The sequence below is a fragment of the Acidovorax sp. 1608163 genome (genome assembly GCF_003669015.1).
In the GTDB taxonomy this organism is placed as follows: domain Bacteria; phylum Pseudomonadota; class Gammaproteobacteria; order Burkholderiales; family Burkholderiaceae_C; genus Acidovorax.
Genome location: NZ_CP033069.1, coordinates 2,173,554 through 2,187,967 on the forward strand (window position 1 = coordinate 2,173,554; position 14,414 = coordinate 2,187,967).

Below are 14,414 nucleotides of genomic sequence, written 5' to 3' on the forward strand. Positions count from 1 at the left end.
GCAGGCCACATCAGCCCGTCTTCTCACGGCGCCAGCCGCTCGCGCAGCCAGTCGGTGCCGTCCAGGCGGTAACGCAAGCGGTCGTGCAGGCGGCTTTTGCGGCCTTGCCAAAACTCCCATTGGTCGGGCACCAGGCGGTAGCCGCCCCAGTGCGGCGGGCGTGGCGGCTTGAGCATGAACTGCGCGCCGTATTTGGCTGCGTTGGCCACCAGCACCCCACGGCCGCTGATGACCTGGCTTTGCGGGCTGGCCCAGGCGCCAATGCGCGAATCGAGCGGGCGGCTGTGGAAGTATTCGTCGCTCTCGGCATCGCTCACTTTTTCCACGCGGCCTTCCACGCGCACCACGCGCTCCAGCTCCACCCAATGAAACTGCAGCGCTGCAAACGGGTTGCCCGCAATCTGGCGACCCTTGCGGCTGTCGTAGTTGGTAAACCAGACAATCCCGCGCTCGTCATAGCCCTTGATGAGCACGATGCGCGTGCTGGGGCGCATGTCGCCGCCCACGGTGGCCAGCGTCATGGCATTGGGCTCGGGCACTTGGGCGCTGATGGCTTCCTTGAGCCACTGGTCAAACTGCTGCAGGGGGGCAGCGTGCGAGGCGTCTTCGTTCAGCTCGGCACGCTCGTAACTCTTGCGAAGGTCTGCGATGGATGTGGTCATGCCTGCCATTGTGCATCTGGGGGGCGGGGCACCGACCGGTTCGGTGTTTGCCCGCTTGTGAGCGAATATCTATTCGTTTATATTGGCCCCGCCATGAAACCCAAAGACGACGAAAAGCAGCGCGCCATTGCCCAGGCCACCTTTGATCTGGTGGCACAAACGGGCCTGAGCGGGCTGACCATGGCCGAGATTGCCCGCGCCGCTGGCATTGCCACTAGCACGCTGTATGTCTACTACCCCTCCAAGGACGAGCTGATCAGCCAGCTCTACCAAGACGCCAAAACCGTGACGGCCGAACGCATCATGCGCGGTGTGGAGCCCGCCATGCCTTTCAAGGCCAGGGTGCGGCGCACTTGGCTCAACCTGCTGCGCCACCGGCTCGACCAGTACGCCGAGGTGGTGTTTCAAGAGCAGTACTACAACTCGCCCTGGTTCACCCAGGGCAACCGCGAGTTTTCAACCCGGCTGATGGCTGGCTTTTTTGCGCTGATGGAAGAGGGCCAGCGCAACGAGATTTTGAAGCCCGTGCATGGCTCGCTGCTCACGGCCAGCCTGCTCGGCTCGGTGCGCGAAACCGCCAACCTGATACGCACCGGTGTGCTGCCAGACGACGATGCCGTGCACCAGACCGCATTCAGCCTGTGCTGGGATGCCCTCAAGGCCTGACCTTGGCTGCGTTGTGCCAATGCTCGCCGTGAAGCACCACGCCAGAGTTTTTGGACGATAGAGATTCCGGGCCGCAGGCCAAGCCAGACTGGCCCAGCCAAGTCAAAAACCGGCAGTCCGCTGCAAGAAATTTTTAGTCGAATAATAATTCAGCCAAAATTATTTCCCCCACCGCACCCCAACCAGGAGCACCCCACGATGCCAACCTTGAACATCAACGGCAAAGACACCGCCGTCAACGCCGACGACTCCACCCCCATCCTCTGGGCCCTGCGCGATACGCTGGGCATGACCGGTACCAAGTTTGGCTGCGGCCAGGCACTGTGCGGGGCTTGCACGGTGCACCTGAACGGCGCGCCCGTGCGCTCGTGCATCACCCCCATCTCGGCCGCTGCGGGCCAAAAGATCACCACCATTGAAGCCGTCACCGCCAACGACAAGGTGGGCAAGGCCGTGCACGCCGCCTGGGTCAAGCACGACGTGGCCCAGTGCGGCTACTGCCAAAGCGGCCAGATCATGAGCGCCACCGCGCTGCTCAAGGGCAAGAAAAAGCCCTCTGACGCCGACATCGACGCGGCCATGGCAGGCAACGTTTGCCGCTGCGGCACCTATGTGCGCATCCGCGCCGCCATCCACGACGCCGCCAAAACCTTGGCCTGAGCAGGAGAACACCATGCATTTCGACGCTCAAACAGCACGCGCACACATGCCAAAAGGCTTGGTAGCGCTTATGGATCAAGCGCAAGGCGCTATCAATACAGAAGCAAGCGCCGCAGCCCCCGAAGGCGTGGCGCGCCGCACCTTCCTCAAGGCCGCAGCCGCATCCGGCTTTGCGCTGGGGGCCTACCCGTTGGTCGCTACCGCACAGGGCGCAGGCGCAGCACCTGCCGGGCTCAAGCCTTTTGAGCAGCCTTCGGCCTTTGTGCGCATCGACATCGATGGCACCGTTACCGTCACCATCAACCGCCTGGACTTTGGCCAGGGCGTGCAAACCGGCCTGCCCATGATCCTGGCCGAAGAGCTGGACGCCGACTGGGCCAAGGTGCGCAGCGTGCACGGTGACGCCAACCCCGCCTATGCCGACCCCGCCTTTGGCATGCACCTCACGGGCGGCTCCAACTCTCTGAAAAACTCGTACACCCAGTATCGCGAGCTGGGGGCACGCACCCGCGCCATGCTGGTGTCTGCCGCTGCCGCGCAGTGGGGTGTAGACGCATCGGCCCTGCGCACCAACGCAGGCTTTGTGGTGGGCCCCGGCGGCAAAAAGCTGGCCTACGGTGCGCTGGCCGAGGCCGCCATGCAGCAGCCCGTGCCCGAGAAAGTTACCCTCAAAGACCCCAAGCAGTTCCGCATCATCGGCAAGCCCACGGGCCGGCTCGATGCCAAGGCCAAATCCAGCGGCCAGCAGGACTACGGCATTGACGTGCGTCTGCCCGGCATGCTCACGGCCGTGGTGGCCCGCCCACCGGTGTTTGGCGCCAAGCTGAAGTCGCTGGACGACAGCGCCGCCAAAGCCATTGCAGGCGTGAAAGCCGTGCTGCGCGTGCCCACCGACCGCGGCGGCGAAGGCGTGGCCGTGATTGCCGAAGGCTACTGGCCCGCCAAGCAGGGGCGCGATGCGCTCAAGGTGGAATGGGATACGGCCAGCGTTGAAAAGCCCGACACCGCCCAGCTGCTCACCCAATACCGCACCCTGGCAAAGCAGACCGGCACCATCGCCATCCCCGCCGATGTGGCCCCGCTGGCCAACGCGCCGCAAAAGATCAGCGCCGAGTTCACCTTTCCGTACCTGGCCCACGCGCCCATGGAGCCGCTGAACTGCACCGTCAAGCTCGACGGTGACAAGGTCGACCTGTGGATGGGCACCCAGATGCCCGGCCTGGACGCCATGGCCGCCGCCAAGGTGCTGGGCCTGCAGCCGCAAAACGTGAAGGTGCACACCCAGATGGCCGGTGGCGGCTTTGGCCGCCGCGCCATCCCCACCAGCGACTACGTGGTGGAAGCCTGCGGCGTGGCCAAGGCCGCGCGCACCGCAGGCATCACCGCCCCCGTGCGCACCCTGTGGAGCCGCGAGGACGACATCAAAGGCGGCTACTACCGCCCCATGCACGTGCACCGCGCCGAGATCGGCTTCGACGCCCAGGGCAACATCCTGGCGTGGGACCATGTCATCGTCGGCCAGTCCATCCTTAAGGGCTCACCGTTCGAGGCCTTCATGGTCAAAAACGGCGTGGATACCACCGCGGTGGAGGGCATGAAAGAGCCCTACAACATCCCCATGCGACTGTCCGTGCACCACCCGCAGGTCAACGTGCCCGTGCTGTGGTGGCGCAGCGTGGGCTCCACCCACACCGCCTATGCCATGGAAACCCTGCTGGACGAAGTGGCCCGCGCCACCCAGCAGGACCCCGTGGCCTACCGCCTGCGCCTGATGGGCGACAAACACCCCCGCCACAAGGCCGCCTTGCAACTGGCGGTAGACCGGTCCGGCTACGGCAAAAAGAAGCTCGCCGCAGGCCGTGCCTGGGGCGTAGCGGTGCACGAGTCGTTCAGCTCCGTGGTCGCGTACGTGGTGGAAGCCTCCGTCAGCAAAGACGGCACGCCCAAGCTGCACAGCGTGACGGCGGGCGTGCACTGCAACCTGGCCGTCAACCCCAAGAGCGTAGAGGCCCAGGTGCAGGGCGGGGCGCTGATGGGCCTGTCGATGTGCCTGCCCGGCGGCGCCATCACGCTGAAGGATGGCGTGGTGGAGCAAAGCAACTTCGGTGATTTCGCCGTGCCTCGCATCACCGACATGCCCCAGGTGGCCGTGCACATCGTGCCGAGCGCCGAGCCGCCCACCGGCATGGGCGAGCCCGGGTTGCCACCGTTGGCACCTGCGTTTGCGAATGCGGTGGCACGGTTGACGGGGAAGACGCCGCGAGAGCTGCCGTTCAAGTTGGCTTGATCGGGTTGGATGAAATGAAAGCGCCGGGTTTGAAAAAGTCCGGCGCTTTTTTTATGACCCATCCATCTGCTAGCTGCTTCAGTTCGGCGTGCTGGGCATTGCTTAGGCAAGCCGTTTTCGTCCCATTTCGATTCTTGGGAAGCTTGGTGACTTTCTTTTCTCCTGCCGATAGCACGAGCCTCCCCATTTGGGCACCCGGCAGTACCTATCCCTAATTTGCGACGGACCGGACCGCCGGACTGTTGGTAGACAATGTTAAATTATTGTTGCAGCGACATGGATTTATGTTTACAAGGGGACTGCCTGAACCTGTTTTGTGGCGCTGGTGCGCAAGGTAGACGTCTGGCAGGGTTCTGAGGCCTTTTCGTACTGATGGATCACCGTGCATGAAGTGTCCGCCCATACTCAACGCAGAGTCCGAGCGCTTGGAGGCATTGGCCGACCACGGCCTGCATAGCAAGAAGACGTTGCCCAGCTTGGATCCGGTCGTCCGAATTGCGGCCCGTATGTTCGGCATGCCAATGGCTGCGGTCAACATGATTGGTGATGACCATGTTTTTTTTGCCGCCAGCACCGGCTTGAATGCGGGCGTCGACATGAGCCGTGATGTTTCGTTTTGCGCCCATGCGATTGCGCAAACCGGAGTAATGGTGGTACCGGATACCCTGGAGGATTTACGATTTCACGACAATCCTCTGGTGACTGGGTCGAATGGTGTGCGCTTTTACGCAGGCGTACCTTTGTTTTCCCCTGATGGCCATCCTATGGGGGCACTTTGTGTGCTGGATACCCAGCCTCATCGGGACTTCACCAGTGACGACCAAGAACGCCTGCATGAGCTTGCGCGCATGGCTTCGGATCGACTGGAACTGCACCGGATCGAAATTTATTCCGAGCGAACACGACCGTCGTTTGAGGAATACGCGGGCAGTTCCGCAAGCCCTGTGGCATGGTTTGACGATCAGGGCAGCATTATTGCGATCAACACAGCCGCAGCGTTGCTGCATGGCTACCACCCGTCCGAATGCATTGGCAGGCCTTTGGAGTCCTTGCTATCCATACAAGAGCGTCTGCGGCTTCGTGAAGGGATGGAGCGCGCGACGCAGATGGGTTCGCTAGAGGGAATTGACATTCCGACTGAGGTGAGAGGCCTGCGCAAGGATGGCACAGAGTTTCTGCTGGGCTTATCGCTGTTTTGCTGGCGTCACCAAGGCCACTTGCGTTTTGAGTCCGTGCTTAAGGATCTCACCGTGCAAAGGCATGAGGAAGCTGAGTTGCGCCGATTGGCCAATATCGATGCATTGACAGGCTTAGCCAATCGAGCTTGCTTTTATCGACGCATCCAGGAAGTGTTGCTGGTCCCTTCGCCTGCCGCCGCATTGATCGTGGATCTTGATGGCTTCACAGACTTGAATGACACATTGGGTCCGGTGATTGCCGATGCAGTTCTGCAGAAAGTTGCGCAGTTGCTTGCGACGTTTGCGGGACACGAATTGCATCAGGCTCATCTTTCGCAAGGGCCGATGGCTGCACGCCTCGGCGGCGATGAGTTTGCGCTTCTTTGCCCAGGAGTGGAGTCTTTGGAGGCTGCCCACTTGTTGGCGCAACGGGTCCTCGATTGCATTCAACAGGCCACCACCGTTGAAGAGCACGAGTTGCATCTGAGCGCATGCTGTGGGGTCGCTCTGGCACCCTTGCACGCGCATGAAGCCTTGGAATTGGTTGGCAATGCGGACTTGGCGCTACATGAGGCCAAGCGCAATGGCCGCGGCCACAGCTTCATCTTTGTGCAGGCACTGCGCATGCAGGCGGTAGCTCGGCACCTGTATGGAATAGAGCTTCATCGTGCGGTGGATCAAGGCGAGTTCGTGCTTTTCTACCAGCCGCAGGTGAATTTACGCGACGGCTCATTGGCTGGGGCCGAGGCCTTGATTCGCTGGCAACACCCGCAACGTGGGTTGCTGGCGCCCGCCGCATTCCTTCCCGCGTTGGAGGAAGGGCCCCTCGCCGCCAGGGTGGGGGCATGGGTTTTAGATGAGGCTTGCGCTCAAGCCGCGTTCTGGCGGCGCAATGGGGCACCAATGCTGCGGATGGGCATCAACTTGTTCAGCGCACAGTTTCGCGTGAACGATTTGGTCAAAGATGTGAGCGAAACGCTTATGCGCCACGGTCTTCCTCCAAGCGCTTTGGAGCTGGAGGTCACGGAGAATGTCGTGCTGGACCAAGATGCAGTGGTCCTTGATACGCTGCGCCGCCTGCGCAACCTTGGTGTGGGACTCTCATTTGACGACTTCGGTACCGGCTATGCGTCGTTAAGTCTCCTGACCAGCTACCCCATCACACGCATCAAAATTGATCGCGCCTTTGTGCAAGGGATGCTCACTTCCAAACGAGAAGCGTCGGTAGTCCGTGCCATCCTTGATATGGCCCGCAGCTTTGATCTAGAGGCTATTGCAGAAGGGATCGAGACGGAAGCACAACTTGAAAGCTTGCGCCGCGAACACTGCAACGAAGGGCAAGGCTACCTGTTCGCCAAGCCAATGTCTGCCGCTGACTTTGAAGTGGCCTATGGCCTCGGCTTAACACGCTTAGCGACTCGCCGCTGAATGCATGCGAGAGGTCAACCACACATGCCTATTTGGTCACGGTAGTGGCCTCAAACACAAAACACAAAACCTGTCTTCAACCCACTGCGCGTCTATATTGACTCTGGTTTTCATGGAAACTAAACTATCTATAGTTTTCAGGGAAACCTAATGTCCGCTCGAAGATATAAAACTGCACCTTCTCCGGTAGAAGCCCATCTGGGCTTCTGGCTCCGCTTTGTGTCCAACCATGTGTCCATCCGCTTCCAGCAACTGCTGGAAGAAAAGGGGGTCACGGTCACCGAATGGGTAGCCTTGCGTACGCTGTGGTCCCAAGATACAACCACGCACGCCGAACTGATCCAGTCCCTGGGTCTAACCAAGGGGGCAACGTCCAAGGTGATGACTCGTCTGGAAGAGAAAGGGCTGGCCGGTCGGCAACTGGTCGATGGCCGTGCCCGCGAGCAGAACCTGGGTCTCACAGCAGCGGGAAAGGCCTTGGTACCGCAACTGGCGGCGCTGGCCGATGCCAATGATGGCCACTTCTTTGGTCACCTGCCTGCCGCAGAGCGCCTGGCGCTGACCCAAGCCATGCAGGCCTTGGTACGACATCACCAGCTCAAAGACATTCCAACTGCCTGATTTCACAAGCATCCATCAACCAGAAAGAAGCACATGAATGAAAGCATTCGCGCCGCTATCCTGGCCACCTTTGACGCATCCAACCAGGGCACAGTCCACTTTGGTCAAGTCATTGGTCAGTTGGTGGGGCCGGGGTGGAGTCCTATCACGTGGACTACCGCTGCGGCCGCACCACCTACTACTTGCCCGACGGCTCCACGGCCGACTTCAGTTTCGAGCGCCCGCAGCATGGCATTGCCGATGCGTTTGATGGCGACGCGGTTCGGGCCGCGATCTTAGGAGCGCAGCAGGGTCGCGTGATGTACCCCGAGTTCAAGAAGCTCTCGCAGCGCGCAGGCTGTGTGGGCTACACAGTCTGGATTGCGGGCCGTCACGTTACTTATCTGGGTCGACGAGGTGAAATGCACATTGAGCGCTTCCCCAACTAACCCAGCGCGCCACCAACCGAGCATGGAAGGAGCATGAAAGATCACATTGGTTTTTCACTGGGCTGGACTTCACCCGGTTTCGTAGACATATTTCAACTTCCGTTTCGAAGTTGTTCGAATGCCAGCGGACTCAGTTGGTCTAGGTGACTGTGCCGACGGATTCGATTGTAAAAACCTTCGATGTAGTCAAACACATCTGACTTGGCGTCTTGCCTGGTGGCATAGATATGGCGTTTGATTCTCTCCTTCTTCAAGCTGCTGAAGAAGGACTCTGCTACCGCGTTGTCCCAACAGTTTCCACGTCGGCTCATGCTTGGCACCAATTGGTTGTCCTTGCACCAGCGGGCGAAGTCGTCACTGCCAAACTGACTTCCTTGGTCGGAATGGATCATCACTGGACCCGTTGGGCGCCTGCGCCACACTGCCATCGTGAGCGCATCCAACACCAACTCTGTAGCCATGCTGGAGTTCATCGCCCAGCCGACCACCATGCGCGAGTACAGGTCAATTACGGCCGTTAGGTACAACCAGCCCTCATGGGTTCGGATATAGGTAATGTCGGTGACCCACACTTGGTTCGGTAGCGTGACCGTGAACTCACGTTGCAACCGGTTCGGTGCGGCAGTCGCAGGAAGACCGACTCGGTAGCGTGGCCGCTTGTAACCACGCACTGAGCGCAGTTGGGCCTGGCGCATCAGGCGTGCTACACGTTTTTGACCGCACGCCATACCGTCCTCTCGCAAGTCCCGCAGGATGCGTGGGCTTCCATAAATCCCGTGGCTGTCGTCAAAGGATTGCCGAATGCTTGCCAGCAAGACATCGTCGGCTAAGGCGCGTTTGGACTTTGGATTGGCCTTCCAAGCGTAATAGCCACTGCGCTGTACGCGCAGAACGCGGCACATGCTGCTGAGCCGGAACTGGCCTTTATGTTCGGCCATGAATGCGTACTTCACCCGGACAGCTTGGCAAAGTACGTTGCGGCCTTTTTTAGGATGTCGCGCTCCTCATTGGCCCTTTTGAGCTCCGCTTTGAGCCGGGATACCTCGGCCTTGAGCTGGCTTGTCTCTGCCCCCCCTGCGCTCGATTGCTCTTTGGCAAGCCGCACCCACAGGTACAGGCTTTTGTCCGACATGCCCAATCGCTTGGCTACATCCACTACCCCATGACCACGCTCGGTCACCTGTTTGACGGCTTCTGCCTTGAACTCAGCCGGGTATCGCACTCTCTTCATTTCTCACTCTCCAGTTCAATTTCGACCTTGATAGGTGTCTATTGAACCGGGTGAAGTCCAGTGGCGACTTGTGGAGTCGGCTCGGAAAGAGAAAGTCTTCTGATTTCAGCTTGGCGGTCTTGATCCATTGCTGAAGCGCTTCACGGGTGGTCGCCGTTATCTCGAACTGGACGGGGTGATGTGTTTTGTGCTGCATTACCGTCGCTCGAGATGCGACTTGATCGCCATGGCAAACATCGCGGACCTTCAGGGCGACCAAGTCGCATCCGCGCAGCTTGCTGTCAATTCCCAAGTTAAAGAGTGCAAGCTCGCGAACCCTGTTCTCCATCTGCAGGCGTACTCGCAGCGCCCAGATGTCCTTAGGCTTGAGGGAGCCTTCTGACCAACGATTTTTCCCTTATTCCAGGGCTCGCGATGAACGACAGTTGCAACGGATTCCATGATGGTCTCCCATCGAGTGGGCGGGGCGAAACCATGCACCTTCTAGATGATGTTGTCCACGAGTGACCACGCTAGCTGTGTCGGTTTTTGCTATCCAGCAAAGCGCCTGATGATGTTCCTCACCGTCTGCTCTCGCTAACACCAGCCGTTCAATGGTTGTGTCTTGAGCGACAGCAACCAGCCTGAAGCGGCTCATCCATCTCTGCACACTCCTTTGCCATCCGAAAACAGAAGATGCTTCAACTGCGGCGCTTGGAAGGCATGCCAATCGGTGCAACTTCCATTGCAGGTTTTATTTTCAGGTTGCAGAGTTATTTTGACGATCAGTGTCCGTTGTGAGCAGTCTCCGATGGCTGGTGTCACGCCGTAGGCTTGGCGGCGCTCAATCCTTGAGATTCACCCCCAGATTGCCCAGCTTTTTTGCATACGAGTCCCTGCGTTTTGCTGCCTTTGCAGCTGTTTCGGAGGCGGCTTGGATTGCCTTGGGCCCCTTATCCGCAGCAGCTTTGATCAATCCGAACTTGTGAGCGGCATCTGCCTCGGCCCGTTTGAACGTGGCGATGAGTTCAGCATGGGCAATGGGTGGATTCACAGTGGCTCCCATATCAATCAGCGTTGTGATTCTTCAATTTTGACGTTGGCGCGAAGCAAGGCGGTTCTTAATTCGCGAGTGGCAGGTTTGGCAATATCCACCTTTTGAACTGCCAGGTCGAACGAAGAGCCAGGCTTGATGCTGGTGGGCAGTATCTTTTTGGCTGGAAGTTTGGCCGGATACGTACCTTGGCCCGGACACATGCGAACGGAAAACCCGAATTCTTCGAGCAGGCCTTTCGCATACAGCTCCGCCAATTGGTGAAACGATACGAAGGTGGAGCGCTTTACGTCTTTGAGTCCGGGCTGGCTGACGTCGCGAACGAGCTCGAATTTGCCAAGTGAATCGCGCTGTGTATCGGTAAAAGGATGCAGCAAGAAAGTTTGACGAACGCCATCCTTTTTGGACACCAAAGTGTGTTCGACGGCTATATCGGTTAACAGCATATTTTTTCCTTGCTTTTCAAGCGGCAGCTTACACAGCCGCATCAGTCCCATCGGTTGCCATCCCACCCCAAGTCGCAGATTGTGTTTTCAGACCGAGCCACTGGGGAGCCAATGCCCCTTCAGACGCGAAGTGCTCGAAACGGACAAAACGCGCCCGATGAACAGGTTATAAGGGCACCAAAACACAACCCAGCGAAGCGGCCCAGGCTAGGCGTTGCGTCGCTGGCAGTGCGAGCGGTACGACAAGACGGGACAACGACTCCAGGAGGGTGTTAGCCGCCATAAGGGCCGGGACTTTAACTGAACGACTGCACATGGCAGATCCGTATGGCACCGGGGCAGATCGCTTCGGGTCGAAAACTGCCTGCCCATGGGGGCGACTGAAAGTCCGAAACCAGCCTGCGACGCAACGCCTAGCCAAGGCCGCTGCGCTGGGTTTTGTTAGCCGCCCTTAGTCAACCTGCACCACCTCAAACTGCTGTCGGATGGGCGCGACCTGTAGCAACACCTCATCACCTGCGCATTTGCCCAGCATGGCCCTGCCCAGAGGGGCTTGGCTGCTGACGACCTGAATGACCTGAGCGCCGCAGGCCAACTTCATGCTGCCTCCATCCGGGCCGAGAAAGAGCTTTTGCTGCGTTCCCTCGGAATCGACCAAGCAGACCAGTGCGCCGAGCTGTATGCCTTGGCTGGGGTCGTAGGGGCGGGGGCGGAATTGGCGCCAAGTGGCAATTGCCTCGCGGATGGCTTCGGCGCGCCGAGCTTGGCCAGCGGCCAAGTAGGCCGCTTCGAGTCCCAATGTGTCGTATTTGTTTTCGGCGATGTTTTCTTCGTGAGTCGCGGTTTCATGAGCCGTCCGCGTTGCCTGCTCGGCTTGCAGCAGGTCCTCGGCGAGCCGTGCCAACACATGCTGTTGAAGCAAAAATTTATCCATGGTGAAGGGGAGATATCTCGAACAAGCGGGCGGTAATTCTTGATTGTGAAGGGCCCCACAGCTTTCGACGCTTCTGTGGGCTGCAGGTTAAGGATGTCCTGCATAACTCCCTGCGGACGGTGATAGCACGGCTTCGGGCGGTCCACTGCGTTGCTTTTCTTGCCAATAGCACGGCTATTGGCTGCAAAAAGACGCCTTGTGGCCCATCCCGACCCGCGTTATCACCGCCTCGCGAGGGGTATGCCGGACATCCTTAACTTTAGCTATGGGCCCGAAGCTCTTCCGGGCGCTGCAGGCCATAAACTTTGATGAAAAGTGCTGCCAGCGCTTTCTGGATGAGCGCTGGCAGCTATCAATTTCGAAGCTTGTGACTTGGGTGCGTGCGCTGCAATCACTTCATCTCAACCGCGCGGATGGCACTTTGTTCTCCACGGTCACTTTGTGCCCGGGTTTCAGGAACGCGGGCCTTGCGCCCCTCGGCGGGCTTGCCGTGGTCGTGCTGTTTAGCGCGGCAGAGGCCGCCGTCAACATGGCCACAGCCCGCAGATTCTTTGGCGGCCCCTGTTTTTCTTTATCAATCGCCTTAAATTTCTATAAAACCTTTGAACAGGTTCTTAGGACGCATGGATGCCATGATGCGGCTGGCTTCAGCACCCAGCATTTCGATCTATCCACACCCATGCCATTGACACCACCCACTGTCCTCATCCTCGCCTCCGGCCGTGGCGAACGCTTCAAAGCCTCCGGTGGCGCAGTGCACAAGCTGCAGTCCTTGCTGGCGGGCAAGCCGGTGCTGCAGCACACGCTGGATGCCGTGCGCGCCAGCGGTTTGCCGTGGCATGTGGAAGATGCGGGGCACCCGGGCATGGGCGATTCGATTGCCGCCGCAGTGCGCCACGCGGCCAACGCTGTGGGCTGGCTGGTGTTGCCGGGCGATTTGCCGCTGGTGCAGCCCGCCACGCTGCAGGCCATGGCGCAGGTGCTGCTCGATCAGCGTGCCGTGGTGGCGTGGCCGGAGTTTGCGGGTGAGCGGGGGCACCCGGTGGCGTTTGGGCGGGATTGCCTGGAGGGCTTGCTGGCTTTGTCTGGCGAGAAGGGGGCAGCGCCGGTGGTGCGGCACTGGGCGCAGCAGGGGCGCGGGCTGGCTGTGCCAGTGCAGGACGAGGGCGTGGTGACAGACATTGACACCGTGCAGGCGCTGGAGCGGGCTGAGGCGTTGTGGGCGAAGACTCAGGCGCTGCCAGCGCAGCGGGGGCTGGCGAGGGGTGAGTTTGCGCAGAGGTCAGCCGAAGAAGGCCTCGGCTGATCCGTTCATTGCCGCCCCGGCGGGGACGATTCAGCAGACCCCGGCGGTCTGCGCAGTGGGCTCAGGAGCAACGCCAGATGCCTGCTGACTTGGTGCAAATGCGGCCATCTCCAGCGGTGATGGAATCTGCATTGGTCTTTTTGTAAACGGCCCCGGCATCGTCGTAGCAGAACCCGCTGTCGCAGTGGGTAATGACCGGGTTGGCTTTCACAATCACCTTGGGCGGCTCTTGCATCAGCGGGGTGTTGGTGCCGCAGGCGGCGTTCACATTGGTGATGGCGGCATTGGTGCGCATGCGTTTTTCATCTGGCGACAGGGTTCGAATGCTGGACACGAACTCCATCTCTTTCTGCGCACTTTTGCAGGCCGGTGTGGCGGCAAGGGGCGTTTGGGTGCCGGCTTGACTGGGGGAGGAGGGCGGTGCGTCTTGCTGGGCGCGCTCGGCCGCTTGTGCTCGGTACTTTCTATCGGTCGCGGCGTCTGCGTTGGCGCGCTCCTGTGCAATCTCTGCCGCGCTTTTTTGGCGCTCGACCAGTTTGCTGGTTTGCCCTTCGGCGCAAGGAGCATCGGTGTAGATGCTTTGGCCTGCTGCGTTGGTGCAGCGATGTACTTGGGCTTGGGCTGTCGAGATCATGACCGCGCAAATGGCGATTCCCATCAGTGTGCTTGTTCTCATGGTTCCTCCTGTACCGAGTGCAACGTTTGAGCCCCTGTGTGCGCTGACCGTGTACGGAACTTTGGCGCATAAAAAAGCCGCTGCAGAGGGCAGCGGCTTGGGGCCGAGCTAGCGGAGGCGGGGTGCCGTCGTGCGCAGGACGGGTGCGGTTTACTGGGCCGCAATCACCGCACAGGCCAGCCGGGGCCCGGCGTTGCCGGTGGGCTGGGTTTTGTAGTCGTCGGGGTCGCGGTGCACGATGAGGCCGCGGCCGACGATGTTGTTGTCGGTGCTGCCCACACGGATGGTGCCCGATTCAAAGCTGAACTTGGCCACGCCGTTGGCGTCGGCCTTCAGGCTGGGCAGGTCGCCGGTGTGGTGCTCGCCCATGCCATGGTGGCCGTGCGATTTGCCGCCGGGGTTGAAGTGGCCGCCTGCGCTCATGCCGTCGCCGCTGCTGCAGTCGCCTTTTTCATGGATGTGGAAGCCGTGCTCGGCACCGGGCTTGAGGCCGGCGATCTCGCCGCTCACCTTCACCACATCGCCACTTTGCACAAAGCGCACGGTGCCGGTGGTGGTGTTGCCTTTGGTGGCTTGCAGCTGGGCGCTGGCGCTGGGGCCTGCGGAATAGCTGGCGCAGCCAGCCAATGCGGCCATGGCCACCGAGGCCAAAACAAAGCCAAAGCGAGGGTTCATAACAAGCTCCTGAAGTAAGAAGAATGGGGAAACGCAGGCATTGTGCAGGCTATGGGCTGCGGGTGGCAGGGCAGCGCCAGGGTTTGTGCAGGCGAGGTGAGGGGATTTTTATAAAATACTGTATAAAAATACAGTTAACATGCGCTGCATGCACCCGACGGGCGCACAGCCACCACCCCACCG

Annotated in this window: 14 protein-coding genes and 1 pseudogene; 7 read left to right on the forward strand and 8 right to left on the reverse strand. The window is 60.0% G+C overall.

Annotated features, from left to right (window positions below; all coding sequences use genetic code 11):
• Nucleotides 1-23: 23 nt before the first annotated feature.
• Complete coding sequence (pdxH, locus tag EAG14_RS09800) at nucleotides 24-662, reverse strand: pyridoxamine 5'-phosphate oxidase (RefSeq protein WP_121730402.1); 639 nt, start codon at nucleotides 660-662, stop codon at nucleotides 24-26.
• Between the two features lie 93 nt (nucleotides 663-755).
• Between pdxH and EAG14_RS09805 the strand changes: the two genes are divergently transcribed.
• From EAG14_RS09805 to EAG14_RS09830, 6 genes are all read left to right on the forward strand, one after another.
• Complete coding sequence (locus EAG14_RS09805; protein WP_099741212.1) at nucleotides 756-1,328, forward strand: TetR/AcrR family transcriptional regulator; 573 nt, start codon at nucleotides 756-758, stop codon at nucleotides 1,326-1,328.
• 198 nt (nucleotides 1,329-1,526) lie between these two features.
• A complete protein-coding gene (locus EAG14_RS09810; protein ID WP_099741211.1) occupies nucleotides 1,527-1,988 on the forward strand; it encodes a (2Fe-2S)-binding protein in 462 nt (153 codons plus the stop codon).
• 13 nt (nucleotides 1,989-2,001) lie between these two features.
• Complete coding sequence (locus EAG14_RS09815) at nucleotides 2,002-4,275, forward strand: xanthine dehydrogenase family protein molybdopterin-binding subunit (RefSeq protein WP_121728727.1); 2,274 nt, start codon at nucleotides 2,002-2,004, stop codon at nucleotides 4,273-4,275.
• A 386-nt stretch (nucleotides 4,276-4,661) separates the two neighbouring features.
• Entirely contained in the window at nucleotides 4,662-6,881 is a 2,220-nt protein-coding gene (locus tag EAG14_RS09820; RefSeq protein ID WP_121728728.1) for a bifunctional diguanylate cyclase/phosphodiesterase, read from the forward strand.
• A gap of 150 nt (nucleotides 6,882-7,031) precedes the next feature.
• Nucleotides 7,032-7,502 carry a MarR family winged helix-turn-helix transcriptional regulator gene (locus EAG14_RS09825; RefSeq protein ID WP_121728729.1) on the forward strand — a complete coding sequence of 157 codons (471 nt, stop codon included), beginning with the start codon at nucleotides 7,032-7,034 and terminating at the stop codon, nucleotides 7,500-7,502.
• A gap of 134 nt (nucleotides 7,503-7,636) precedes the next feature.
• Nucleotides 7,637-7,930: a DUF1398 family protein gene (locus tag EAG14_RS09830; RefSeq protein WP_240456982.1), complete on the forward strand. Its 294-nt coding sequence runs from the start codon at nucleotides 7,637-7,639 to the stop codon at nucleotides 7,928-7,930.
• Nucleotides 7,931-8,022: 92 nt separating this feature from the next.
• On the opposite strand, the gene EAG14_RS09835 is transcribed toward EAG14_RS09830, so the two are convergent.
• From EAG14_RS09835 to EAG14_RS09855, 5 genes and pseudogenes are all read right to left on the reverse strand, one after another.
• A protein-coding gene (locus tag EAG14_RS09835; RefSeq protein WP_371414366.1) for an IS3 family transposase occupies nucleotides 8,023-9,161 on the reverse strand; the annotation gives its coding sequence in 2 pieces (ribosomal slippage) (nucleotides 8,023-8,912 and nucleotides 8,912-9,161; 1,140 coding nt in all).
• A 61-nt stretch (nucleotides 9,162-9,222) separates the two neighbouring features.
• Nucleotides 9,223-9,602: pseudogene (locus EAG14_RS23280) on the reverse strand (integrase); the annotation flags it as partial.
• 382 nt (nucleotides 9,603-9,984) lie between these two features.
• Complete coding sequence (locus EAG14_RS09845) at nucleotides 9,985-10,194, reverse strand: hypothetical protein (protein WP_099658643.1); 210 nt, start codon at nucleotides 10,192-10,194, stop codon at nucleotides 9,985-9,987.
• 17 nt (nucleotides 10,195-10,211) lie between these two features.
• Nucleotides 10,212-10,640, reverse strand: a complete 429-nt coding sequence (locus EAG14_RS09850) for a hypothetical protein (RefSeq protein ID WP_121730403.1) — start codon at nucleotides 10,638-10,640, stop codon at nucleotides 10,212-10,214.
• A 451-nt stretch (nucleotides 10,641-11,091) separates the two neighbouring features.
• Nucleotides 11,092-11,574 carry a GreA/GreB family elongation factor gene (locus tag EAG14_RS09855; RefSeq protein WP_121728730.1) on the reverse strand — a complete coding sequence of 161 codons (483 nt, stop codon included), beginning with the start codon at nucleotides 11,572-11,574 and terminating at the stop codon, nucleotides 11,092-11,094.
• Nucleotides 11,575-12,253: 679 nt separating this feature from the next.
• Between EAG14_RS09855 and EAG14_RS09860 the strand changes: the two genes are divergently transcribed.
• Nucleotides 12,254-12,880, forward strand: a complete 627-nt coding sequence (locus tag EAG14_RS09860) for an NTP transferase domain-containing protein (RefSeq protein WP_121728731.1) — start codon at nucleotides 12,254-12,256, stop codon at nucleotides 12,878-12,880.
• A 61-nt stretch (nucleotides 12,881-12,941) separates the two neighbouring features.
• On the opposite strand, the gene EAG14_RS09865 is transcribed toward EAG14_RS09860, so the two are convergent.
• Both EAG14_RS09865 and EAG14_RS09870 read right to left on the reverse strand, forming a co-directional pair.
• Entirely contained in the window at nucleotides 12,942-13,556 is a 615-nt protein-coding gene (locus EAG14_RS09865; RefSeq protein ID WP_121728732.1) for a DUF4124 domain-containing protein, read from the reverse strand.
• A gap of 150 nt (nucleotides 13,557-13,706) precedes the next feature.
• The gene (locus tag EAG14_RS09870; protein WP_121728733.1) at nucleotides 13,707-14,231 is read right to left on the reverse strand and encodes a superoxide dismutase family protein; all 525 of its coding nucleotides are present in this window, start codon (nucleotides 14,229-14,231) and stop codon (nucleotides 13,707-13,709) included.
• Between the last annotated feature and the right edge of the window lie 183 nt (nucleotides 14,232-14,414).